At 59.6% G+C, this 22,377-nt stretch carries 22 protein-coding genes; 10 read left to right on the top strand and 12 right to left on the bottom strand.

The annotated features are described in order from the left end of the window. Positions 1–24: 24 nt before the first annotated feature. The 5 genes from ACA064_RS25970 to recX all read left to right on the top strand — a co-directional run bounded on the left by ACA064_RS25970 (position 25) and on the right by recX (position 3,640). Positions 25–768, top strand: coding sequence for an XRE family transcriptional regulator (locus ACA064_RS25970; protein ID WP_497670678.1), 744 nt, complete (start codon positions 25–27; stop codon positions 766–768). 234 nt (positions 769–1,002) lie between these two features. Further along, positions 1,003–1,350: a phage holin family protein gene (locus ACA064_RS25965; protein ID WP_497670677.1), complete on the top strand. Its 348-nt coding sequence runs from the start codon at positions 1,003–1,005 to the stop codon at positions 1,348–1,350. 177 nt (positions 1,351–1,527) lie between these two features. After that, the gene (locus ACA064_RS25960) at positions 1,528–2,028 is read left to right on the top strand and encodes a CinA family protein (RefSeq protein WP_497670676.1); all 501 of its coding nucleotides are present in this window, start codon (positions 1,528–1,530) and stop codon (positions 2,026–2,028) included. A gap of 83 nt (positions 2,029–2,111) precedes the next feature. Further along, a complete protein-coding gene (gene recA, locus ACA064_RS25955) occupies positions 2,112–3,164 on the top strand; it encodes a recombinase RecA (protein ID WP_150641674.1) in 1,053 nt (350 codons plus the stop codon). An 8-nt stretch (positions 3,165–3,172) separates the two neighbouring features. Further along, positions 3,173–3,640 carry a recombination regulator RecX gene (gene recX, locus ACA064_RS25950; protein ID WP_497670675.1) on the top strand — a complete coding sequence of 156 codons (468 nt, stop codon included), beginning with the start codon at positions 3,173–3,175 and terminating at the stop codon, positions 3,638–3,640. 57 nt (positions 3,641–3,697) lie between these two features. On the opposite strand, the gene ACA064_RS25945 is transcribed toward recX, so the two are convergent. Together ACA064_RS25945 and ACA064_RS25940 are read right to left on the bottom strand one after the other, a co-directional pair. Then, the gene (locus ACA064_RS25945; RefSeq protein ID WP_497670674.1) at positions 3,698–4,816 is read right to left on the bottom strand and encodes an LOG family protein; all 1,119 of its coding nucleotides are present in this window, start codon (positions 4,814–4,816) and stop codon (positions 3,698–3,700) included. Positions 4,817–5,444: 628 nt separating this feature from the next. Further along, on the bottom strand, positions 5,445–5,864 hold the full coding sequence (locus ACA064_RS25940; protein WP_497670673.1) for a PA3611 family quorum-sensing-regulated virulence factor: 420 nt from the start codon (positions 5,862–5,864) through the stop codon (positions 5,445–5,447). A 191-nt stretch (positions 5,865–6,055) separates the two neighbouring features. Here ACA064_RS25940 and ACA064_RS25935 point away from each other — a divergent pair, with 191 nt between their 5' ends. Beyond that, a complete protein-coding gene (locus ACA064_RS25935; RefSeq protein ID WP_497670672.1) occupies positions 6,056–6,766 on the top strand; it encodes a tRNA-uridine aminocarboxypropyltransferase in 711 nt (236 codons plus the stop codon). 3 nt (positions 6,767–6,769) lie between these two features. Here ACA064_RS25935 and ACA064_RS25930 read toward each other — a convergent pair whose 3' ends face one another. Next, positions 6,770–7,663 carry a DMT family transporter gene (locus tag ACA064_RS25930; protein ID WP_497670671.1) on the bottom strand — a complete coding sequence of 298 codons (894 nt, stop codon included), beginning with the start codon at positions 7,661–7,663 and terminating at the stop codon, positions 6,770–6,772. A gap of 240 nt (positions 7,664–7,903) precedes the next feature. Here ACA064_RS25930 and erdR point away from each other — a divergent pair, with 240 nt between their 5' ends. Both erdR and ACA064_RS25920 read left to right on the top strand, forming a co-directional pair. Further along, positions 7,904–8,557, top strand: coding sequence for a response regulator transcription factor ErdR (gene erdR / locus ACA064_RS25925; protein ID WP_150803662.1), 654 nt, complete (start codon positions 7,904–7,906; stop codon positions 8,555–8,557). A 72-nt stretch (positions 8,558–8,629) separates the two neighbouring features. Continuing rightward, positions 8,630–8,992: a diacylglycerol kinase gene (locus tag ACA064_RS25920; protein ID WP_497670670.1), complete on the top strand. Its 363-nt coding sequence runs from the start codon at positions 8,630–8,632 to the stop codon at positions 8,990–8,992. 7 nt (positions 8,993–8,999) lie between these two features. Here the strand turns inward: ACA064_RS25920 and ACA064_RS25915 are convergent, their stop codons facing one another. Next, a complete protein-coding gene (locus ACA064_RS25915) occupies positions 9,000–9,926 on the bottom strand; it encodes a LysR family transcriptional regulator (RefSeq protein ID WP_497670669.1) in 927 nt (308 codons plus the stop codon). A 119-nt stretch (positions 9,927–10,045) separates the two neighbouring features. Between ACA064_RS25915 and fpr the strand changes: the two genes are divergently transcribed. After that, positions 10,046–10,825, top strand: coding sequence for a ferredoxin-NADP reductase (gene fpr / locus ACA064_RS25910; protein ID WP_489357511.1), 780 nt, complete (start codon positions 10,046–10,048; stop codon positions 10,823–10,825). Between the two features lie 67 nt (positions 10,826–10,892). Here the strand turns inward: fpr and tsaA are convergent, their stop codons facing one another. The 6 genes from tsaA to rimO form a co-directional block, all read right to left on the bottom strand. After that, positions 10,893–11,588 (bottom strand): tRNA (N6-threonylcarbamoyladenosine(37)-N6)-methyltransferase TrmO, encoded by a 696-nt coding sequence (gene tsaA / locus ACA064_RS25905; protein WP_497670668.1) that lies wholly within the window; start codon positions 11,586–11,588, stop codon positions 10,893–10,895. 145 nt (positions 11,589–11,733) lie between these two features. After that, the gene (locus tag ACA064_RS25900) at positions 11,734–12,504 is read right to left on the bottom strand and encodes an SDR family oxidoreductase (RefSeq protein WP_497670667.1); all 771 of its coding nucleotides are present in this window, start codon (positions 12,502–12,504) and stop codon (positions 11,734–11,736) included. Positions 12,505–12,636: 132 nt separating this feature from the next. Then, positions 12,637–13,098, bottom strand: coding sequence for a YehS family protein (locus ACA064_RS25895; RefSeq protein ID WP_497670666.1), 462 nt, complete (start codon positions 13,096–13,098; stop codon positions 12,637–12,639). Positions 13,099–13,177: 79 nt separating this feature from the next. Next, complete coding sequence (locus tag ACA064_RS25890; protein ID WP_497670665.1) at positions 13,178–13,888, bottom strand: rRNA pseudouridine synthase; 711 nt, start codon at positions 13,886–13,888, stop codon at positions 13,178–13,180. Positions 13,889–13,970: 82 nt separating this feature from the next. Beyond that, positions 13,971–14,444 (bottom strand): acetyltransferase, encoded by a 474-nt coding sequence (locus tag ACA064_RS25885; protein ID WP_497670664.1) that lies wholly within the window; start codon positions 14,442–14,444, stop codon positions 13,971–13,973. 113 nt (positions 14,445–14,557) lie between these two features. After that, a complete protein-coding gene (rimO, locus tag ACA064_RS25880; protein WP_497670663.1) occupies positions 14,558–15,895 on the bottom strand; it encodes a 30S ribosomal protein S12 methylthiotransferase RimO in 1,338 nt (445 codons plus the stop codon). A gap of 338 nt (positions 15,896–16,233) precedes the next feature. On the opposite strand from rimO, the gene ACA064_RS25875 reads away from it, so the two are divergent. Then, positions 16,234–18,075, top strand: a complete 1,842-nt coding sequence (locus tag ACA064_RS25875) for a potassium transporter Kup (RefSeq protein WP_497674330.1) — start codon at positions 16,234–16,236, stop codon at positions 18,073–18,075. A 214-nt stretch (positions 18,076–18,289) separates the two neighbouring features. On the opposite strand, the gene ACA064_RS25870 is transcribed toward ACA064_RS25875, so the two are convergent. Continuing rightward, positions 18,290–19,585 (bottom strand): virulence factor family protein, encoded by a 1,296-nt coding sequence (locus tag ACA064_RS25870; RefSeq protein ID WP_497670662.1) that lies wholly within the window; start codon positions 19,583–19,585, stop codon positions 18,290–18,292. Further along, positions 19,585–22,227, bottom strand: coding sequence for a bifunctional lysylphosphatidylglycerol flippase/synthetase MprF (gene mprF, locus ACA064_RS25865; protein WP_497670661.1), 2,643 nt, complete (start codon positions 22,225–22,227; stop codon positions 19,585–19,587). Before mprF ends, ACA064_RS25870 begins: the two co-directional genes overlap by 1 nt. Positions 22,228–22,377: the final 150 nt, after the last annotated feature.

Raw genomic sequence — 22,377 nt, 5'->3', positions numbered from 1 at the left:
TCTTCGCCCTGAAGAACCTTCACTATGCGAATTATGCAAAAACGCAACGTTTCTACTGTCTTGAGAGAGCTGCTCGATCGCCACGGGATCTCCCCCACGGAGCTTCACCGTCGAACCGGCGTGCCGCAATCGACCCTCTCGCGCATTCTCGGCGGCAAGATCGCCGATCCGTCGGATAAGCACATCTCGCGGATCGCCGAGTACTTCCGGGTGAGCACCGATCAACTGCGCGGACGCGTGGATGTTGCGCCGACCGAAGGCGTGGCGCGCGACGAGCCGCACTCGGAACTCAAGGATATAAGCCTGTGGGATGACGATACTCCCGTCGACGATGACGAGGTGTCGATCCCCTTTCTGCGCGAGGTTGAATTGGCTGCTGGATCAGGAAGATTCGTCATCGAGGAAAGCGAAAAGGCCAGCCTGCGCTTCGGCAAGCGCAGCCTGCGGCACAACGGCGTGCAGTTCGACCAGGCCAAGTGCGTGACCGTTCGCGGCAATAGCATGCTGCCGGTGCTGCGGGACGGCGCTACGGTCGGGGTCAATGCCGGCAAGTGCGGGATTGGCGATATCGTCGATGGCGACCTTTATGCAATCAACCATAACGGCCAGCTGCGGGTGAAGCAGCTTTACCGCCTGCCTTCCGGGATTCGTCTGCGCAGCTTCAATCGCGACGAACATCCGGACGAGGACTACAGCTTCCTGGAAATCCAGGAGGAGCCGATCACCATCCTCGGTCACGTCTTCTGGTGGGGCATGTACGCTCGATAACCACGGCTTTTGAGATCAGGCCCGCCACTGAGCGGGCTCTCTCTCGTCTGTAGAAAACTGCCAGGACCTTTGTCTGATTGGGTTTATGCATTGGTGCATTGACTGTATATGCATACATGCATATTCTTGGTCTCAAGCCGCTCGATAACGGCTCGAAACCAGGCTCTTTGGTTCCACGGCAACAGGCTGGCATCCAGCCAATTCGTTGGTGTTTCTCGATTCAGGAGGCGTGACATGACATACGAGCTGCAAGCGTTGCTGGACATGCCGATCTGGCTGGTCACCATCCTCGCCCTTATCGGCGGGGTGTCTGGCGAAATGTGGCGCGCCGACAAGGAGGGCGCCCGCGGCTGGTCGCTGGTCCGGCGTCTGATCCTGCGCTCCGGCGCCTGCATGATCTGTGGGGTATCGGCGATCATGCTGTTGTATGCCGCCGGTCTGTCGATCTGGACCGCCGGCGCCTTCGGTTGCCTCACCGCGATGGCGGGGGCTGATGTCGCCATCGGGCTTTACGAGCGTTGGGCCACGCGCAAGCTGGGGATTTGCGAAGTCCCGCCGCGTGATTCCAGCCGGGATCGCTAGGCAGTTTTCAGTCGCGGTCACGGGGTGAGCGGCGCCCCTCCTGGTAGCTCAGTGCGCGAGCAAGGGTAGGGTGATGCCTACGTTGGCAGCCGTTCACATTTTGATCGAGCCTGAACCTTGCAAGCGCTATCCGCTCGTGTACGGTAGGCCTCACGCCAGCCTGATCAGGAGAGGTCCGTGAACGAAGTCACCCAGCTTGCCGCCGAACTTGGCCGGCGTTTGCAGGTTCTCAATGCACACGTCAGCACCGCCGAGTCCTGCACCGGTGGCGGAATCGCCGAAGCCATTACCCGGATTGCCGGCAGCTCGGCCTGGTTCGAGGCCGGTTATGTCACCTATTCCAATCGTCAGAAAACCCTGCAATTGGATGTTCCCGCTGAGTTGTTCGCTGAAGTGGGCGCGGTCAGTCGAGAAGTGGTCGAAGCCATGGCTCGCGGTGCTCAAGCAAAAAGTCGCGCGCATTTTTCCGTGGCGGTCAGCGGCGTGGCCGGGCCGGACGGTGGAACGCCGAACAAGCCAGTAGGCACGGTATGGCTGGCCTGGGGAGTGGGCGAGACGATGATTACCGAGTGCCGGTACTTCCCCGGCAGCCGCGATGAAGTCCGCCGACAAACGGTGAAGGCCGCGCTAGAGGGGCTGCTGCAACATGCTGCGGGAGAAATCTCAAATCAGGGGTAGGCGATCCTCAAACGCTGTGGAATAATACTGGCTACTTATACAGGTGTTGGCCGTCAGGCCTTATTGATTACGTGAGGACTTTAATGGACGACAACAAGAAGAAAGCCTTGGCTGCGGCCCTGGGTCAGATCGAACGTCAATTCGGCAAGGGTGCCGTGATGCGTATGGGCGATCATGACCGTCAGGCGATCCCGGCTATCTCTACTGGCTCTCTGGGTCTGGACATCGCTCTCGGCATCGGTGGCCTGCCAAAAGGCCGTATCGTTGAAATCTACGGTCCGGAATCTTCCGGTAAAACCACCCTGACTCTTTCCGTGATTGCTCAGGCACAGAAGATGGGCGCCACCTGCGCCTTCGTCGACGCCGAGCACGCACTGGACCCGGAATATGCCGGCAAGCTGGGGGTTAATGTCGACGACCTGCTGGTTTCCCAGCCGGATACCGGCGAGCAGGCGCTGGAAATCACCGACATGCTGGTGCGCTCCAATGCCATCGACGTGATCGTCATCGACTCCGTGGCGGCCCTGGTGCCAAAAGCCGAGATCGAAGGCGAGATGGGCGATATGCACGTGGGCCTGCAAGCCCGTTTGATGTCCCAGGCGCTGCGCAAGATCACCGGTAACATCAAGAACGCCAACTGCCTGGTGATCTTCATCAACCAGATCCGGATGAAAATCGGCGTGATGTTCGGCAGCCCGGAAACCACCACCGGTGGTAACGCGCTGAAGTTCTACGCTTCGGTTCGTCTGGACATCCGCCGTACTGGCGCGGTGAAGGAAGGCGACGAAGTCGTTGGTAGCGAAACCCGCGTCAAAGTCGTCAAGAACAAGGTGGCTCCACCGTTCCGTCAGGCCGAGTTCCAGATTCTCTACGGCAAAGGCATTTACCTGAACGGCGAAATGATCGACCTCGGGGTACTGCATGGTTTCGTGGAAAAATCCGGAGCCTGGTATGCCTACAACGGCAGCAAGATCGGTCAGGGTAAGGCCAACTCGGCCAAGTTCCTGCAGGAAAACCCGGATATCGCGGCGACCCTTGAGAAGCAGATCCGCGACAAGCTGCTGACTCCTGCGCCGGACGTGAAAGCCAATGCGACCCGCGAGACTGTCGACGATCTGGCTGACGCTGATATCTGATTGATCCGATGACCGTCGTACTCGATACACTCGTCGCGGTGCGACGAACCGCAATGGACCTGCTCGCGCGACGCGAGCACGGTCGAGTCGAGCTGACGCGTAAACTACGTCAGCGCGGCGCCCCTCCCGAAATGATCGACACAGCACTTGACCGTCTGACGGAAGAGGGCCTGCTGTCCGAATCCCGTTACCTCGAAAGCTTCGTCTCATACCGTGCCCGAGCCGGCTATGGTCCTTTGCGTATTCGCGAAGAGTTGAGCCAGCGCGGCTTGCAACGTGCCGATATCGAACTCGCGTTGCGTGAGAGTGGCATCAGTTGGCAAGAGCAACTGGAAGACACCTGGCGTCGCAAGTTCGCCGGGCATTTGCCAATAGACGCCCGTGAGCGGGCCAAGCAGGGCCGCTTTCTGAGTTATCGGGGTTATTCAATGGAAATGATCGGCCGCTTGTTTAGCGGCCGCGGGCTGGATGACTGACGGGTGTGGCTCGGGAACGCTGTGTCTGAGCGTGGGAGCCACTGAGTTGCTTGTCGATCAAGTGACCTTGATCGGTTCTCGCGCGCGTTGCTGCGCCTTGGACTGAGTCTGGGCCCAGTTTTCCGGCAGGTTGATGAAGTCGACCAGTTCACGCAGGCGGCCATGATCGCGGGCGTTGAAGGTGAACGAAAGTCGCGCCAGGTGACTGAACTGTGCTTCGTCGTGTTCCTCTCCACTGTAGGCATGTTGGTGAAAGTGATCGCTCAGGCACAAGTCGGCAAAGGCCGTTTGCATGTGCTCGAGCGCCTGCTCGCTGAGTTTATGGTTCATGCGGATTACAAACTGATGCTTGAGCCAGCGACTGGAGTGGAAGTTGCTGTAGAACTGGTTGATTTGCTCAACCGCGTCTTCGGCGCTGTGCACCAGGCGGATCAGCTTCATGTCGCTGGGTAGAATGTAGCGGTTGTCCTCCAGTTGATTGCGAATGAAGTCCAGGGCGCCTTGCCAGAAATTGCCGCCCGGAGCATCCAGTAGCACCACCGGCACCAGCGGGCTTTTGCCGGTCTGGATCAGTGTCAGTACTTCCAATGCTTCATCCAGGGTGCCGAAGCCGCCAGGGCAAAGAACCAGAGCATCGGCTTCCTTGACGAAAAATAGCTTGCGAGTGAAGAAAAAGTGGAAAGGCAGCAGGTTGCCTGTGCCTTCGACTGTTGGATTCGCATGCTGCTCAAATGGCAGGGTGATATTGAATCCAAGGCTATGTTCGAGGCCGGCGCCTTCATGGGCAGCAGCCATGATGCCTCCGCCAGCACCGGTGATGACCATCAGGTTCGAACGCGCCAGTGCCGCGCCGAGTTCCCGGGCCAGACCGTAGAGAGGGTGTTCGATCGGGGTGCGTGCCGAGCCAAAGACAGTGACCTTGCGTCGACCTTTGAACTGCTCCAGCACACGGAAGGCATGCTCCAGTTCGCGCAGGGCTTGCAGCGTGATCTTGGCATTCCAGCGATTGTGGTCTTCCTGGGCCATGCGCAAGACAGTCAATATCATGTCGCGATAAATCGGAATGTTCGGGCTATTGGGTGAAACCAGGTTGAGTTGCTCTTCGACCTTGCTGGTGAGGTCGATACCGTTGCTTTGAAAATGACGGCTTAGGAGGTCATTCGGTTCATAAGGCATTCAGCTTCTCCTTCTGCACAGAACCTTTGGCACGGGCGAGATATTCGTCAGCGCCACGACACTGCATGTGTCGCTGTCAGATCAGGCTAACGCCTGAGCACTACAACTGACTCGACAAGGCCGTGTAGCACTGATGTGGCGATCGAGTCATCCATACAGGTTCTGTTTTTTTCTTGGATGAAAGAAACATTCGCACTGCAAGACGCGAGCGGGCAACCCCCTTTCCTGCCCCGAAAAAATTAGCGGCAACACACTGAATCTAGACCCTCTCGGCGATTTTTGCTGACTTGATCATGTGCCGGGAAAGTCTTGGCTGGCAATAGTTTATTGCCGATTCGAAATGCAGTTTCACCACTCGTCAGAACTTGCGCCAGGCGGCTTGGGCTCTGATTTACTAAGTGACAACTGTCTTCAAGGAGCGCACGCAAGGTTCCACGCCTGAAGCTTTGATCGCGCAAGCATTCGCGAATCAGCGGGCGGGAGGCTGGAAATGGCCAGGGTGGTCTGGAAATCGATACGCAGCTGTATCGATGGTGCAATTGGCGCCGCAGGTCATCCGAGCGTGAAGATGTATGCCTGCGGCGCTTGCATGAGTTGCAAGCACTGGTGCGTGCTCGCGTCGCAGTATTTATTTTTTCTTCTTCTGCTGTGGGCAGTCGGATTCCTTGAAGCGTTCGGTGGCCACCGGGCGGTTGGTTTTAACCTCGGTGAACTCGTAACGCATGATCGCGCCCTTGGCCATCAGCTTGCGCATGCCCGGGTTGTTGCAGACGGTAGAGCCCAGTTGAAAGTAGACCGCCTTGGGGTCGGCGCGCATTTTGTCGGCATGACTGCTTTGCACGCTGAGGTGATTGATCAGCTCTTTGCCTTCGACGGTATAGCCTTGGTCGAGAATGTCTTCGTTGATCGCCCGCGGCGTGCCGATGCTGCTCTGGGTGGCCACGTTTTGCAGCATTTTGCTCAGCTCCATGTCTTTCAAGGAAGCAGCTTGAGCACTGAAGGACGACGCCAGCAAAACGGCAGCGGTGGGAACGATAAGGCGCAGCATGAAACTCTCCTGGTTCAGTGACTGTTGCTTCGACCAGCCACCGGACTGTGCGTTCAGTGGCGGGGAATTATAGGGGAGCAGGTGTGGACGGTACAGGCTTGCGCGGGCCGCTCTGGTAAACTGCAAGCACTTTTTGCCCCTGCCGAGTGCTCTTTCGTGTCGATTATTTCCCCTTGCCAGCCTTGCCAGCCATGAGTCACGCCGTTTTCCGCTTGCGTGCCCAGCGCCTGGCCCGTGCCATCAGACCCTTCGTCGCACGGGGTTCGCGAGCGGAGCGTTGCCCGGGGTGCCGGGTGATTCCCAGTCATTGCATGTGCGCATGGCGCCCGCAAGTTTCGGCCAAATCGGCGATGTGCCTGATCATGCATGATGTCGAACCGCTGAAACCCAGCAATACCGGCTGGCTGATTGCCGATGTGATTACTGACACCAGCGCCTTTCCCTGGTCGCGCACGGAAGTCGAACCGGAGTTGCTGGCACTGATCGCCGACCCGCAGTGGCAACCCTACATTGTGTTCCCTGGCGAGTTTGTCGCGCCGGAGCGTGTGGTGACTGAGGTCAAGCTCCAGGAGGGTAAGCGTCCGCTGTTCATCCTGTTGGACGCCACCTGGAGTGAAGCACGCAAGATGTTCCGCAAGAGTCCTTATCTGGAGCACTTGCCGGTGCTCAGCCTGGAGCCCGAGCAGCTCTCGCGCTACAAGCTGCGGCGCTCCAAGCGTGACGATCACTTCTGTACCGCGGAGGTCGCGGCCTTGTGCCTGGAGCTGGCCGAGGATCAACCGGCCAGTGAAGTGCTGGACGCCTACCTGGATGTGTTCAGCACCCATTATCTGGCGGCGAAATTCCAACAGCCGATCGATCCGGACGACCAGCCCCATAGCCGCCTGAAGCCTTTTCTCTAGGACTCAGGCGCTCACCAGCTGCGGCTTCCTCGGCCAGAGCTGCGCTACCAGCATGCCTGTCAGCATCAGCGCGCAGCCGAAATAGCCGCGCAGCTGCAAGGATTCATCGAGCAGCCAGGCGCCGGCTATGGCGGCGAAGACCGCCTCCAGTGAGAAGATGATCGCCGCATGGGAAGCGATCGCGTCCTTTTGTGCGATAACTTGCAGCGTGTAGCCGATACCCACCGCAACCATACCGCCATACACAATGGCCGGTCCGGCAGCGATAATGGCGTTCCATTGGAAGGTCTCGAAGACCAGCGCAAGGACCAGACTGACCACTGCGCAGGTGGTGAATTGCAGGAAGGCCAGGCGTATCGGGTCATGGCGACTGGCGAAAACCCCAACCAGCACCACGTGTGCGCCCCAGACAAAGGCTCCGATCAGCTGCAGCCAATCTCCGGAGGCGACCTGGAAATTCTCGCCGACGCTGAGCAGAAACATCCCGACCACCGCCAGCAGTGCGCCGAGCCAAGTGCCCAGGCCGGTCTTATGCCCGATCACCAAACCCAATAGTGGCACTACAATGACATACAAGCCGGTAATAAAACCGGCGTTGGTCACGCTGGTGAACAGCAAGCCGACCTGCTGGAGGTTGATTCCGAGGGCCAGTGCCAGTCCCATCAGGCCGCCTCCGACGAGCAAGCCTTGGGTGAGGAAGGGTTCGTTGTTGGCGTTCTGGCGATTGCCCCGCAACACCAGCGGTAGCAGGCAAAGCGAGCCAAGCGCAAAGCGCAGACCGGAATAGAGGAAGGGGCCGATATGATCCATCCCAGAGGTTTGTGCGACAAATCCCGAGCCCCAAATCATGGCAGTCACAAGCATCAAGACATCGGCACGCAAGGCTCGGCTTCGCATGATGGCACTCTGTATTAGTCAGCCGATGACTTTGCCGCAAAGCATCCAGCTTGACCACCCCGGCTTCGCTGGGCATGCTTGGCGCCGATTAGGGCGCGACCGAGGTTTTAAACGCTGGCTTTCCGGGCTCTTGGCGTTGAACGTGCCCTGTGGGTACGGCCTTTTGACTGTCACCTAGTGTTGCGTTGGCGAGGACTGAATTCTTCAGACCCCCCATAAAAAAACGGGATCATTTGAAAAATGGCCACATACGAAATCCTGATTGCCGATGACCACCCTTTATTTCGTAGCGCGCTGCATCAGGCGGTGACCCTGGGCCTTGGTCCTGAAGTTCGTCTGGTGGAAGTTGCGAGCATTGCCGAGCTGGAAACCCGTCTGACCGAAAAAGCTGACTGGGATCTGGTGCTGCTGGATCTGAACATGCCGGGTGCTTACGGTTTTTCCGGGCTGGTGTTGTTGCGCGGCCAATATCCGCAGATCCCCGTGGTGATGGTTTCGGCACAGGAAGAGGCATCGATCATGGTGCGCTCCCGTGAATTCGGCGCGAGCGGTTTCATTCCCAAGTCGAGTTCGCTGGAAGTCATTCAGAAAGCGGTGCGCAGTGTGTTGGACGGCGACGTCTGGTGGCCGCCGCAAGCCTTCGAGGAGATCAGCGTTTCAGCCGAGGCCAAAGCCGCCAGTGCCGGTCTGGCGAGTCTGACTCCGCAGCAGTTCCGCGTACTGACCATGGTCTGTGAAGGTTTGCTGAACAAGCAGATCGCCTACGAATTGAGTGTTTCGGAAGCGACGATCAAGGCCCACGTTACGGCGATCTTCCGTAAGTTGGGGGTGCGGACCCGGACTCAGGCGGCTTTGCTTTTGCAACAACTTGAGTCAATTTCAAGTAACCAGTGACCTGTTCCTTCACGCTATTTTGACTTTGGTTAAATTAGCTTCCCCACTCCTTTTTGTTCAGTTGCCTACCTTATGTCGCCTTTCAAGGGTCAAACCGGTCTTAAACGCATCCTCAACGCCTCCGGCTACTCTCTCGACGGCCTGCGTGCGGCCTTTACGGGGGAAGCGGCGTTTCGCCAATTGGTAATGCTCAACGTCTTCCTGATTCCGTTGAGCTTCCTGTTCAACGTCAGCCGGGTCGAGCGGGCAGTGCTGATCGCCGTGTGCCTGCTGGCATTGATCGTCGAGCTGCTCAATTCGGCGGTGGAAGCGGCCATCGACCGGATTTCCCTGGACCTGCACCCCCTGTCGAAGAACGCCAAGGACATGGGCAGCGCCGCTCAGCTCGTCGCCTTGAGCATGATCGCCGTGGTCTGGGCGGTCATTCTGCTTTAACGGCTGTTCACGCGATCGTCGGCAGGACGATCTCGTCGCTGCGCTGCACTCCGGCGGTGAAGGCGCGGCACAAATCGAGAAACTCGCGTATGGCCGAGGTCTGGTACTTCTGTTTGTGCCAGATGAAATAGAACTGGCGCAGCAGGTCCAGGTCCGGCGTTTCTAGCGCCACCAGGCTGCCGCGGCGGAACGCATCGCGTAGTGCCAGGCGCGAGATGCAGCCAATCCCCAATCCGGATTCCACCGCGCGCTTGATCGCTTCGGTGTGTTCGAGCTCGAGGCGGATGTTCAGCGTGCTGCGGTGGTGACGCATGGCCTGGTCGAAGGTCAGCCGGGTTCCCGAGCCTTGTTCGCGCAGGATCCAGGCTTCGCGCGTCAGCTCTTCCATGCTCGCCTGACCGCGTTGTGCCAAGGGATGCTGGGGCGCGCAGAACACCACCAGCTCATCTTCGACCCAGCTTTGCACCTCGATATCCGGGTGGCTGCAATCGCCCTCGATTAGACCCAGATCAATTTCATAGTGGGCAACCTGCTGCACAATGTTGGCGGTATTTTGCACATGGAGCTTCACCTGGCTTTCCGGGTGCAGCTGCATAAAGCTGCCGATCAGCAAGGTCGCCAGGTAGTTGCCGATGGTCAGCGTCGCGCCGACCGCCAGTGAACCGAAGCCGGACTTGCCGTTGAGCAGGTCCTCGATTTCCTTGGCCTGATCCAGCAGGGCGACGGCCTGCGGCAACAGTTGTCGACCCAGGGCATTGAGGCTCAGGCGCTTGCCGGCGCGATCAAATAGCTGACAGCTGGTTTGGCGCTCAAGCTCGGTTATAGAGGTGCTGGCGGCCGATTGAGAAAGCGCGAGTAAACCCGCAGCACGGGAGACGCTTTCCTGCTGGGCAACGGCGACGAATACCTGAAGTTGACGGAGAGTAAATCGCATATCTATATAACCGATAACCCTTATCTTAATAATCCATTTAACAGATATTGTCGCCGCCATTAGAATGCGATGCAATTGCGCACATTGTCGGCGCAGGCAATTTCTAGGAGCCCCCGTACATGAGCAACATGAACCACGAACGTGTTCTCAGTGTTCATCACTGGAACGACACCCTGTTCAGCTTCAAGTGCACCCGCGACCCGGGCCTGCGCTTCGAGAACGGTCAGTTCGTGATGATCGGCCTGCAACAGCCCAACGGCCGGCCGCTCATGCGCGCTTACTCGATTGCCAGCCCTAACTGGGAAGAGCATCTCGAGTTCTTCAGCATCAAGGTTCCCGATGGTCCGCTGACTTCCCAGTTGCAGCATCTGAAGGAAGGCGACGAGATCATCATCAGCAAAAAACCGACCGGCACCCTGGTGCTGGACGATTTGAAGCCGGGCAAGCACCTGTACCTGCTCAGCACCGGCACCGGCCTGGCGCCGTTCATGAGCGTCATCCAGGATCCGGAAACCTACGAGCGTTTCGAAAAAGTGATCCTGTGCCATGGCGTGCGTTACGTCAACGAAGTCGCTTACCGCGAGTTCATCACCGAGCATTTGCCGCAGAACGAGTTCTTCGGCGAAGCGCTGCGTGACAAGTTGATCTATTACCCGACCGTGACCCGCGAACCGTTCGAGAACGAAGGACGTCTGACCGACCTGATGCGTACCGGCAAGCTGTTCAGCGATATCGGTCTGCCACCGATCAATCCGCAGGACGACCGCGCCATGCTGTGCGGCAGCCCGAGCATGCTCGACGAAACCAGCGAAGTGCTCAACAGCTTCGGCCTGAAGGTTTCTCCGCGGATGCGTGAGCCCGGCGACTACCTGATCGAGCGCGCCTTCGTCGAGAAGTAAAGCGAGTCCGATCAATGAAAAGCCCGCGCTGCCTGAGAAGGCAGCGCGGGCTTTTTCGTTTTCGGGATTATGCGACGGGAATGACTTCCAGCACGCGGATCAGGCCGGGCTCGGGGTAATGCCAGCGCACATCCAGATCCCAGAACTGTGCGCCGTATTCGCGCTCGGCTGCAGGAACCTGGTAGGCCGGGCGCGGATCCTGGGCCAGACACTGCTCGATCAGCTCCAATAATGGCTCTTGCAGGCGCTGAGCGTGCGTGTGGGCCTGCTGCAGCGCTGTGTCCGTCCACTGCACGGGAATCAGCTCGGGCGCGGCGCTGGCGATGCTGTTGGACGCTGTATCGACGATGTCGGCATAGGGCACGTAGGGTTTGATATCAAGAATCGGCGTGCCGTCGAGCAAATCGATACCGGAGATCCACAGACGATTGGCTTCGACTTTATCCAGCTTGACCACGGATTGGCCGATGCCGTTCGGGCGATGGGTGGCGCGGGTGGCGAAGACCCCCATGGATTTGTTGCCGCCCAGGCGCGGCGGGCGGACCTTGAGTCGCGGTTTGGCTTCCAGGGCCTGATGGAACAGGAACAGCAGCCAGATATGGCTGACCTGCTCAAGCCCTTGCACGGCATCGCCCTGATCGAACGGCGCCACCAGTTCCAGAACGCCACGGGCGGCCGGCGCCAGTTGCGGCTGGCGGGGAATGGCGAATTTCTCCTTGAAGCAGGAGCGCACGAAGCCGATGGGGGAAACGCTGTAGGTCATGGTCTGGGGTCGGAGCGGGGGTGAGATGCGGGCATCATAATCGATGTGAAGATCAAAAGATCGCAGCCTGCGGCAGCTCCTACAGGGAATGTGTTCGGCGTAGGAGCTGCCGATAGGCTGCGATCTTTTCAGGGGTTGCAAGATTTCAGAGGCTGAACCCGCCATCCAGCGGAATGATATTCCCGGTCATGTAAGCCCCGGCGGTACTCGCCAGGCTGATGGCCAGTGCGGCCATCTCTTCCTCGCGCCCCCAGCGTTTCATCGGGATCAGCGCGGTGTCTTCGGCCAGTGCCTGTTCATCGCTGCCGATGTGCTGGGTCATTTTGCTCGGGAAGCGTCCGGGGGCGATAACGTTGACGTTGATGTGCTGGCTGACCAGCTCGCGGGCGAGAATCCGTGACAGGTGATGCAGGGCGGCCTTGCTCGGGCCGTAGGCGTAAGCCTGTTCGCCAAACGAGGAGATCCCGGCCACCGAACCGATATTGATGATCCGTGCCGGGCTCGCCGCTGAGCCGGCCTTGCGCAGCAATGGCAAGAACTGCTGGATGCAGTTGAACACCGAGGTCACGTTGAGTTGCATGACCTTTTCCCAGCCCTTGACCGGGTAGCTCTCCAAAGGCGCGCCCCAGGTGGTGCCAGCATTGTTGACCAGGATATCCAGCTGGCTGATGTGTTCGCCCAGACGGCTGGCCAGTTGCTGCACGCCCTCTTCATCGGCGAGATTGGCGGCGATAGCATGACAGCGGCCCAGGGCGCTCAATTCGTCGGCGGTCTGCTGACAGGCTTGCGCATCGCGGCCACAGACATACACCGTCGCCCCGGCTTCGACGAAGGCCTTGGCGATCATTTTGCCGATACCACGGGTGCCGCCGGTCACCAGGGCGGTGCGGCCTTGCAGGGAGAAGTAAGGGTGCATGGCGAATCCTGAGCGCGATAGGGAATGCATACCCTAGTCGTCAGGCGCGAAAAGCGGAGCCATTATTGTGCAGCGGAATGAACAGGCATGCAGTTTCAGGTGGCCGGGCCCAGCCACCTGAAACCAGGGTAATCAGCCGCGAACGCGCAGGGTCAGACCCTTGAGGAAGTTGCGCAGCAGTTGATCACCGCAGGTGCGGTAGTTGGTGTGGCCGAACTTGCGGAACAGCGCGCTCAGCTCAGGCTTGGATACCGGGAAATCCGAAGCCTTGAGGATCGCGTGCATGTCGTCTTCCTTGAGTTCGAAGGCCACCCGCAATTTCTTCAGAATGATGTTGTTGGTGATCGGCAAGTCGACCGGTAACTGCGGACGGCTGTCGTCCTTGCCGCGCTTGAAGAACACCAGGCCATCGAGAAAATGCGCCATGACCTCGTCCGGGCATTGGACGAAACCTTCTTCCTCATCCTTTTTCAGGTAAGTGAGGACGTCTTCCTTGGTGACTTCCAGACCGCCGAGCTTGATCAGCTCGACGACTTTGTTGTCACTGATGTCGAGCATGTAGCGCACGCTGCGCAGTACATCGTTATGAATCATGTTGGCAATCCTGATCAATCAGCTGTGAACACCGCAAACAAGCGTGCGGCGTCGAAATGTATGGCAACGCAAGAAGCTGTTAGAACTTCTCTTTGCTGGACAGATAGCGCCATTGGCCGACCGGCACTTTGCCGATGGAGACTCCACCGATGCGAATACGACGAACGGCAACGACCTTGAGGCCGACGGCTTCGCAGAACAGCTTGATGACACCCGGCTGTGGGTTTTTCATCGCAAAGCGCAGGCGGTTTTCGTTCTGCCAGCTGGCCTTGACCGCCGGCAGTTCCTTACCCTTGTAGGTCAGGCCGTGGTTCAGGCGGTTGAGGCCGTGGGCGACCATGTCTCCCTCGACCTCGACCACATACTCCTGCTCGATCTTGCTGGCGTCGGCGGTGAGTTTGCGCAGAATCTTCCAGTCCTGGGTGAACACCAGCAGGCCACTGGCGTTGGCTTGCAGGTCCGAGCTGGCGGTCAGGCGCAGGAAGTGCCCTTTGAGCGGACGCTTGCTGTAACGGTGTTCTTCGCTCAGGGTTTCAGGGCCGATCAGCTGCATGGCGCTTTCCGCATCCATGCCCGCCGGCGCATGAAAAAGGATGGTCACCGGCTCCGGCGCAGTGGCCTTGGCTTCGGGATCGAGCTCGACTTTCTGGGTATCGACCTTGAACTGCGGCTCATCGATGACTTCGCCGTCCACCGTGACCCAGCCGCCCTCGATGAACAGCTCAGCCTCCCGACGGGAACAGCCGACGAGTTCGATGAGGCGTTTGGAGAGACGAATCGGGTCATTCATGACAGGGGCCGTAACAAAAGGGGGCGCCCATTGTACCTGCCTGGCGCCGGTTAATCGCGGGTCCATTTGAAGACTGTGGCTTTTAGCCGCTTTGTGCCCGCTGATTTGCCTGTTTCAGGCGCATATGCAGCAACGGATAGGGTTGGCCCATGCCGTCGTGCTCCGAACGGCCGATCACTTCGAAGCCCTGTTTGTGGTAGAAGCCCAAGGCCTGCGGGTTCTGTTCATTGACGTCCAGCTCATCGGCATTCAGGTGATCGATGGCGTACTTGAGCAATTGTTTGCCCAGGCCCTGACCGCGGTGGTCGGGGTCGATAAAGAGCATTTCGATCTTGCCCGCAGCGATGCCGGCAAAACCGGTGATGCGTTGGCGATGATCCCTGGTGCAGACCAGCATCACGGCATCGAGGTAACGGGTCAGCACCAGGTTCTTCAACAGGTCGATGTAGCTGTCGGGCAGGAAGTCATGGGTGGCCCGCACCGACGCCTCCCAGATTCTGGTGAGTTCCGCGTAGTCGCTCTGTTTCGGCGTGTGGATGACTGCGTGATGACGCATGTCGCCGGTTCCTTATGCGGGTGGTGGCGGATGTCCCTTTATTTCACAAAACGATAGACCTAAAAAAGCCCCGCATCTCGTCAGGAGAGCAGGGCTTTTCAATTTTTTACAGTTTAGCGCTTCTCAGCCCACAGGTCGTACTCGTCGGCGTCGGTCACCCGGCACCAGACCTTGTCACCTGGTTTCAGGTCGCTGGCGTCGTCGATAAAGACGTTGCCGTCGATTTCCGGGGCATCGAAGAAGCAGCGGCCAACCGCGCCTTGCTCGTCGACTTCGTCGATCAGTACTTCGATTTCCTTGCCGATGCGCAACTGCAGGCGAGCCGAGCTGATGGCCTGCTGGTGCGCCATGAAGCGATCCCAGCGGTCCTGCTTGATGTCGTCCGGTACCACTTCCAGGTCCAGGTCATTGGCCGGTGCGCCTTCGACCGGCGAGTACTGGAAGCAGCCGACGCGGTCGAGCTGGGCTTCGGTCAGCCAGTCGAGCAGGTACTGGAAGTCTTCTTCGGTTTCGCCGGGGAAGCCGACGATGAAGGTCGAACGGATGATCAGCTCCGGGCAGATGACGCGCCAGTTCTTGATCCGGGCCAGGGTCTTGTCTTCGAAGGCCGGGCGTTTCATTGCCTTGAGGACTTTCGGGCTGGCGTGCTGGAACGGTATGTCCAGGTACGGCAGGATTTTCCCGGCGGCCATCAGCGGAATCAGTTCGTCGACGTGCGGGTAAGGGTAGACATAGTGCAGGCGTACCCAGACACCGAGGCTGCTCAACGCTTCGCAGAGTTCGGTCATGCGGGTTTTCACCGGCGCGCCGTTCCAGAAGCCGGTGCGGTACTTGACGTCGACGCCATAGGCGCTGGTGTCCTGGGAAATCACCAGCAACTCTTTGACACCGGACTTGACCAGGCGCTGGGCCTCGTCGAGCACGTCACCGACCGGACGGCTGACCAGCTTGCCGCGCATCGACGGGATGATGCAGAAGCTGCAGCTGTGGTTACAGCCTTCGGAAATCTTCAGGTAGGCGTAGTGGCGCGGGGTCAGCTTGATGCCTTGTGGCGGCACCAGGTCGATCAGCGGGTTGTGATCCTGACGCGGCGGGACCACGTCGTGCACGGCGTTGACCACTTGCTCGTATTGTTGCGGGCCGGTCACCGCGAGCACGCTCGGGTGGATCTTGCGGATGTTGCCTTCTTCGACGCCCATGCAGCCGGTGACGATGACCTTGCCGTTTTCCTTGATGGCTTCACCGATCACTTCCAGGGACTCGGCCTTGGCGCTGTCGATGAAACCGCAGGTGTTGACCACCACGACATCGGCGTCCTGATAGGTGGACACGACTTCGTAGCCTTCCATACGCAGTTGCGTAAGGATGCGCTCGGAGTCGACCAGTGCTTTCGGGCAACCCAGAGATACAAAGCCGACCTTGGGGGCGGCCGGCGTGGTGACGGTGGACATAGCTAACCTCGGTTTTGTGACGCCTCAAGCCGCGGATGGCAAAGCGACGGATGGGCGCTTGGTGCGCCTCTGATCAAAAAGTGCGCAATTCTAGCGATGGGCAACGCACTTGACCAGCTTTATGCGGGGAATTACGACGAGTGCTGCGCTATGCTTCGCGCCGTTGCGCTGAAATGAATTGTTACGACCCTGTAACCGCAAGAAAAACAGCGCATGCTGCACCACAAAGCATAGTGCTTCTTATAGAGAAGCCCGGGTTTGAGTAACAGGAGTGGTTGATGGGTCAGGCAAGTAGTCAGGCGGCGGGTGCCGAGCATTCAGCGGCGAAACCGTTGAGCATGCTGGTAGCGGCGGTCGGGGTGGTTTATGGCGATATCGGCACCAGCCCTTTGTACACCCTCAAAGAAGTGTTTTCCGGCGACTATGGTGTGCCCGTCAACCATGACGGGGTCCTGGGCATTCTGGCGCTGATTTTCTGGTCGTTGATCTGGGTCGTTTCGATCAAATACATGATGTTCGTGCTGCGCGCCGACAACCAGGGCGAAGGCGGCATCATGGCCTTGACTGCGCTGGCCCGGCGGGCGGCGGCGAACCATCCGCGTCTGCGCACCCTGCTGGTGGTCTGTGGCTTGTGCGGTGCCGCGCTGTTCTACGGTGACAGCATGATCACCCCGGCGATCTCGGTTCTTTCGGCGATTGAAGGGTTGGGGCTGGCATTCGAGGGCATTGATCACTGGGTCGTGCCGCTGTCATTGATCGTGCTGGTGGCGCTGTTCCTGATTCAGCGCCATGGCACGGCGCGCATCGGCATCCTGTTCGGGCCGGTGATGGTCGCCTGGTTTCTGGTACTGGGTGCGCTGGGGGTCTATGGCATCGTCCAGCACCCGGAAGTGCTCAAGGCGATGAATCCCGTCTGGGGCGTGCGCTTCTTTGTCGTTCATCCGGGCATGGGCGTGGCGATTCTCGGCGCGGTAGTACTGGCGTTGACCGGTGCCGAGGCACTGTACGCCGACATGGGCCACTTCGGTCGCAAGCCGATAGCCCGTGCCTGGTTTATCCTGGTACTGCCGGCTCTGGTGCTCAATTACTTCGGCCAGGGCGCGCTGCTGTTGGGCGACCCGGAAGCGGCGCGTAACCCGTTCTACCTGCTGGCGCCAAGCTGGGCGTTGATCCCCCTGGTGGGGTTGTCGACCCTGGCGACGGTAATCGCCTCCCAGGCAGTGATCTCCGGTGCGTTTTCCCTGACCCGTCAGGCGATCCAGCTCGGGTATATTCCGCGGATGCGTATTCAGCACACCTCCAGTGCCGAACAGGGTCAGATCTACATTGGTGCGGTGAACTGGGCGCTGATGGTTGGGGTGATTCTGCTGGTACTGGGCTTCGAGTCCTCGGGCGCGCTGGCTTCGGCCTACGGTGTGGCGGTGACCGGCACTATGCTGATGACCACGATCCTGGTTTCGGCGGTGATGTTGCTCTTGTGGAAATGGCCGCCGCTGCTGGCAGTCCCGGTGTTGCTGGGTTTCTTGTTTGTGGATGGTTTGTTCTTCGCCGCCAACGTGCCGAAAATATTTCAGGGCGGGGCCTTTCCGGTGCTGGCGGGGATTGTCCTGTTCGTGCTCATGACCACCTGGAAACGTGGCAAGCAACTGCTGGTCGAGCGTATCGACGAAGGCGGTCTGCCACTGCCGATTTTCATCAGCAGTATTCGGGTGCAGCCACCCCATCGGATCCAGGGCACGGCGGTGTTCCTCACCGCGCGACCGGATGCCGTACCCCATGCCCTGTTGCACAACCTGTTGCATAACCAGGTATTGCACGAACAAGTGGTGTTGCTGACGGTAGTCTACGAGGATATACCGCGGGTTCCAGCGCAGCGGCGCTTTGAAGTGGCGTCCCATGGTGAAGGGTTCTACCGGGTGATCCTGCACTTCGGCTTTACCGATGAGCCGGATGTGCCGCAGGCATTGAAACTCTGCCATCTCGATGAGCTGGACTTCAGCCCGATGCGCACCACCTACTTCCTCAGCCGCGAGACAGTGATCACCTCCAGACTGGTGGGCATGGCGCGCTGGCGTGCGGCGCTGTTCGCCTTCATGTTGCAGAACGCCAACGGCAACCTGCGATTCTTCAACCTGCCGCTCAACCGGGTGATCGAGCTGGGTACTCAGGTAGAGATGTAAGTACGTGCGCCCCCAAAAGATCGCAGCCTGCGGCAGCTCCTACAGATTTTGCGTACACCTGATGATTTGCGGGTGTACGGAGCCCGCGTAGGAGCTGCCGCAGGCTGCGATCTTGGCGATCGCAACCGCGCCGAAGGTCTCTGGTTTGCGTCGAAAAATAAAAAGCCCCCGTTGCCTTGCGGCAGCGGGGGCTTTTTCATGGGCGATGCTCAGGTCACTCTTCGGCGACCCGGGTCTTGCCCTGGCGTTTCTCGATCGCATCGACCAGGCGTTGAGCCAGGGCGGGATAGTTCTCGTCGAAGTGGTGGCCACCAGGCAGCTTCATGGCTTCACCGACGGCGGTTTTTTCGGTGCAGCCGCTTTCGTCGACTTCTTCTTCACCGTAGATGCACAGCACTTTGTTCGCTGGCAGTTTGGCCATTTCCGGGCCGGTGGCGGCTTCCTTGCCGGCGTTGCCAAGCCAGCCTTCGACTTCGATTTCGAAGCTGCCGGTGCGGGCGAAGGCCAGCAGGATAATGGCGTCGACCCGTTGCTGTTCGGCTTCCGGCAGACGGTTGTAGATGGCTGGCAGCACGTCGGCACCGAAGGAGTAGCCCGTCAGCACGAAGCGTTTGGTGCCCCATTTCTGCCGATAGTGTTGCATCAGTTCGCTGAGGTCGGTGGCGCTTTGTTCCGGGCTCTTGTGCTGCCAGTAGTAGCGCAGGGTGTCGATGCCGACCACCGGGTAACCGATCTTGGCCATTTCGCCGGCCACGTCGCGGTCCAGGTCACGCCAGCCGCCGTCACCGGAGAGGAACAGGGTCACGGTGTCCTTGGCCTGGCCGGCCGGGACTTCGACCACCGGGATGTTCAGGCCGCCATTGCCCTTGTCCGAGCCCATGAGTATTTTGCGCAGCTCATTGTTCAGCACTTGCGGCAGGTTGATGTCGTAGTCGCTGATGCTGGTTTCGGCGTTGGCTTGATCCCGGACGAAGCCGGCACTGGTGTCGTCGGGGTTGTCGTTCCAGGCCACCAGCCAGTGACCGTGGGCCGCGGCTTTTGGCAGCAGATGAGTGCAACCGGGTTTTTCCAGGGCCAGATCCACCGAGATGGCCCGGGCCTTGTCATCTTTCTGCTCGGCCAGCCAGCGCCAGGCCAGGACCGCCCCGGGACCGATGCCGCTGACCAGGGTGGCCGGACCTTTGAGTTGCTTGAGGGCCGATTGCAATGCGCGACCTTGCAGCACGCAATCCTTCGGCAGGATCACCTGAACGATCTGCGCCGCACCGCCACGGCTCAGGGTCAGCAGCTGTTGGTCGTTGAGCTTTTGCTCGGCGGTAACGGCCACCACCACCTGCGCGCGGGCAGCGCTGCCAGGAGTGACGCGGGTCATGGTCGAGCCATCGGTCGGTGTCAGGTGTTCAAGCGTCGGCTCCGGTGCCGGGCGGTTCCAGAACCAATAGCCACCACCGAGGATCAGGGCAAGCACCCCCAGAGTGGCCAGTAAATACCGCCAGTAGCGTTGAATCATCAGCGTTTCACCAATCCAGTCAAGCCGCCCGCAATCAGGGCGGCGGTATCGGCCAATGCCACCAGCGGATCGAGTCCGGCGGGCACGGCCATGTAACGGGGTTCCCAGTCAGGCTGGAACTTGTCTTTGAAGCGGCGCAACCCCTGAAAGTTGTAGAGTTGCTCGCCACGGCGGAACACCATCGAACCGAGGCGCTGGGTCAGTGGCGCCCCGCGCCGGGGTTGTAGCCCCGACAGCGGCACCATGCCCAGGCTGAAACGTGCATATCCGTGATTTTTATAATGTTGAATCAGGCCGACCATCATGAATTCCATGGTCAGCTTTGGCGCTTCAGGATGGGCGCGCATCAAATCGAGGCTGGCCAGGTCATGGTTGTAGGTCTCGAGCAGGTTGGCAAAGGCCACCGGGCGCCCTTCAAATCGGATGATCGCGACGCGAAAGTGCTTCATGTAATCATCGCTGAAACGGCCGAGGGAGAAGCCTTTCTCGCGCACGTTCTTGCCGGTCAGCCAGGCATCGGAGATGACTTTCAGTTCGTCCATCGGCGACTGACCCGGATCAAAGATCTCTAGAGACAGCCCGTCGCGAGTGCCACGATTCCAGGTGTAGCGCAGGTCTTTCATCTCTTTGCATTTAGCCTCGAGATCAAAGCGTTTCAGATTGACCCGGGCTTCTTCGCCGAGTTTGATCGCCGTCAGGCCGATGTCCATGTAGTGCGGCAGATTCTCGGCGCGCACTTGATAGAACACTGGGCGGGCGTGATGGATGTCGCACAGGTCGCGGAATTGCCAGATCATTTCGGCCCGTTGTTGGGGCGGGCCGATGGGGTCGTACAACGCTACCAGGCTGCGACCACGGCGCGCGTACATCAGGAACGCGTCGTCATTGGGGTGAAACAGCAACGCCTTGTCACCCGTCAGGGCCAGGCCGCCGTCCGGTTGGGCCGAGGCCATGAGAATTTTTAGCGCCTTGTCCATTTCTTCAGCGGTCGGCAGATGGATCACCGGGCGCGCGGTGCGCAGCAACCAGGTCAGAGAAACCGCTGCCAGCAGTACCGCGGCGCCGAGTAACGAGCGCAAGCCGCGCGGAGCATTGGCGTCGAGGGTGAATTGCCACCAGAGTTCCCGGCTGTAGGGCACATCCTGGTAGGCAAACAGCAGCAGCCAGATCGACGCCCCCAGCACACAGACGCTGGCCACCAGATATAGCGGCGAGAACGGCAGTTCGGTCAGTCGGCTCGGCCGATAAAACGAGCTGCGGAATACCGCCAGCAGACAGGCAGTCAGGGTCAACAGGCTGGCCTCTTCCCAGTCGAAACCCTTGAGCAGGGAGAGCAGGGCGCCCACCAGCAGCAGAACGATGGTCAGCATCCAGGCCGCCGACAGTCGCCGACGCAAGCCTTGAGCCAGCAGCAGGCAAAGCACGCCGATCAGGCTCGCACCGAAGTGTGAGGCATCGACCAGGCGGGGGGGGATCAGAAAACCGATGTGTTCCAGGCGAGTGTCGATTTCCGGTGTGACACCGGAAAACAGCAGCACAACGCCGGACAGAAACACCAGTACCGCAAGGATCGGTGCGGCCAGACCCGAGGCTGCCCGTAGGGATTGACGAGACTGAAACAGGCGTTGGGCTTCGCTGATCAGTAGCAGCAGGCAGGCCACCAGCAACGGCATGACCACGTAGATCAGCCGATACAACAGCAAAGCCGCGGCCAGGGGGGCGGCGCCCAGTGTGTCGGCGAAGGCTGCCAGCAGAACGGCCTCGAACACCCCGACGCCGCCAGGTACATGGCTCAGTACGCCAGCGGCCAGCGCCAGCAGATAGACCAGCAGAAAAGCGCCGAAGGGCGGGGCCTCGGGCAGCAATAGATAGAGCACGGTAGCCGCGGCGGCCACGTCCAGTGCGGTGATCATCAGTTGCAGGAAGGTCAGGCGGCGCCCGGGCAGACGCAGGGTCCGGCGGCCGATTCGAATCAGCAGGTTGTCCGCCAATGGTTGATCGGGCAGGCGACGGCGGTAGATGCCGATCGCCAGCACCGCGCCAAGGAGCAGCACCGCAATGGCGATCACACCCAGCAGGGGTTCGGGCAGGCGCAGCGCGGCAGAGGCGGCTGGCAGCTCGCTCAGTGTAGCCAGGGCAGCCAGCGGTGGCAGCGCGCAACCCAGCGACAGGCTGGCAAACAGTGTCATGTAGGCGACTTCAGAAGCCCCCACACCAAAGCGCGCATATAAGCGGTAACGCACCGAGCCGCCGGACAGCAGCGAAAGGCCCACGGCATTGCCGATTGCGAAGGCGCTGAATCCTCCGAGGGCCAGGATGCGCGGCGACAGCTTCACGCCGGCATAGCGGCTGGCCGACCACTCGTAGCCCAACATGATGATGAAGCCGACCACGGTTGCCGCCACTGCCCCAAGCAAGGCCGGTTTCGGCACTTCAAGGATGGAGTCGTGCAGGGCATTCAGATCGAGATCGCTCAGCAGGTGGCGACAGGCAATCAGTGCAATAACGAATAACAACAGAGTGACCGCCAGACCGATGGGCTGGCGGTATTTGCTCAACAGATCGAGCCAGCGCAGACGAGTGGCAGGGATCGGTTGGGTCGCTGTGACGGTGTCTTGTGGATCAGACGAGTTGGTGCGCATCAATCACCTCTTGGATCGTGCGCGACAGGATGGGGGTATCCAGCCAAGTTACCAATCCCTATGGAAAAATAATTTCATAATGTTAACGCGTCTCGTGGGGAGGGGGATTGCCTCAGGGTTTTTCGACAGACACAAAAAAGGCCACTCTTT

The sequence above is a fragment of the Pseudomonas sp. LBUM1658 genome (genome assembly GCF_059716055.1).
Note: the sequence above shows the minus strand (reverse complement) of the source record. Positions and strands in the feature narration are given on the sequence as shown.

Excerpts from the sequence above, each read along its gene's own strand:
- ACA064_RS25970 (WP_497670678.1), top strand. The coding sequence starts at position 25 with ATGCGAATTATGCAAAAACGCAACGTTTCTACTGTCTTGAGAGAGCTG.
- ACA064_RS25965 (WP_497670677.1), top strand. The coding sequence starts at position 1,003 with ATGACATACGAGCTGCAAGCGTTGCTGGACATGCCGATCTGGCTGGTC.
- recA (WP_150641674.1), top strand. The coding sequence starts at position 2,112 with ATGGACGACAACAAGAAGAAAGCCTTGGCTGCGGCCCTGGGTCAGATC.
- recX (WP_497670675.1), top strand. The coding sequence starts at position 3,173 with ATGACCGTCGTACTCGATACACTCGTCGCGGTGCGACGAACCGCAATG.
- ACA064_RS25945 (WP_497670674.1), bottom strand. The coding sequence starts at position 4,816 with ATGCCTTATGAACCGAATGACCTCCTAAGCCGTCATTTTCAAAGCAAC.
- ACA064_RS25940 (WP_497670673.1), bottom strand. The coding sequence starts at position 5,864 with ATGCTGCGCCTTATCGTTCCCACCGCTGCCGTTTTGCTGGCGTCGTCC.
- ACA064_RS25935 (WP_497670672.1), top strand. The coding sequence starts at position 6,056 with ATGAGTCACGCCGTTTTCCGCTTGCGTGCCCAGCGCCTGGCCCGTGCC.
- ACA064_RS25930 (WP_497670671.1), bottom strand. The coding sequence starts at position 7,663 with ATGCGAAGCCGAGCCTTGCGTGCCGATGTCTTGATGCTTGTGACTGCC.
- erdR (WP_150803662.1), top strand. The coding sequence starts at position 7,904 with ATGGCCACATACGAAATCCTGATTGCCGATGACCACCCTTTATTTCGT.
- ACA064_RS25920 (WP_497670670.1), top strand. The coding sequence starts at position 8,630 with ATGTCGCCTTTCAAGGGTCAAACCGGTCTTAAACGCATCCTCAACGCC.
- ACA064_RS25915 (WP_497670669.1), bottom strand. The coding sequence starts at position 9,926 with ATGCGATTTACTCTCCGTCAACTTCAGGTATTCGTCGCCGTTGCCCAG.
- fpr (WP_489357511.1), top strand. The coding sequence starts at position 10,046 with ATGAGCAACATGAACCACGAACGTGTTCTCAGTGTTCATCACTGGAAC.
- tsaA (WP_497670668.1), bottom strand. The coding sequence starts at position 11,588 with ATGACCTACAGCGTTTCCCCCATCGGCTTCGTGCGCTCCTGCTTCAAG.
- ACA064_RS25900 (WP_497670667.1), bottom strand. The coding sequence starts at position 12,504 with ATGCACCCTTACTTCTCCCTGCAAGGCCGCACCGCCCTGGTGACCGGC.
- ACA064_RS25895 (WP_497670666.1), bottom strand. The coding sequence starts at position 13,098 with ATGATTCATAACGATGTACTGCGCAGCGTGCGCTACATGCTCGACATC.
- ACA064_RS25890 (WP_497670665.1), bottom strand. The coding sequence starts at position 13,888 with ATGAATGACCCGATTCGTCTCTCCAAACGCCTCATCGAACTCGTCGGC.
- ACA064_RS25885 (WP_497670664.1), bottom strand. The coding sequence starts at position 14,444 with ATGCGTCATCACGCAGTCATCCACACGCCGAAACAGAGCGACTACGCG.
- rimO (WP_497670663.1), bottom strand. The coding sequence starts at position 15,895 with ATGTCCACCGTCACCACGCCGGCCGCCCCCAAGGTCGGCTTTGTATCT.
- ACA064_RS25875 (WP_497674330.1), top strand. The coding sequence starts at position 16,234 with ATGCTGGTAGCGGCGGTCGGGGTGGTTTATGGCGATATCGGCACCAGC.
- ACA064_RS25870 (WP_497670662.1), bottom strand. The coding sequence starts at position 19,585 with ATGATTCAACGCTACTGGCGGTATTTACTGGCCACTCTGGGGGTGCTT.
- mprF (WP_497670661.1), bottom strand. The coding sequence starts at position 22,227 with ATGCGCACCAACTCGTCTGATCCACAAGACACCGTCACAGCGACCCAA.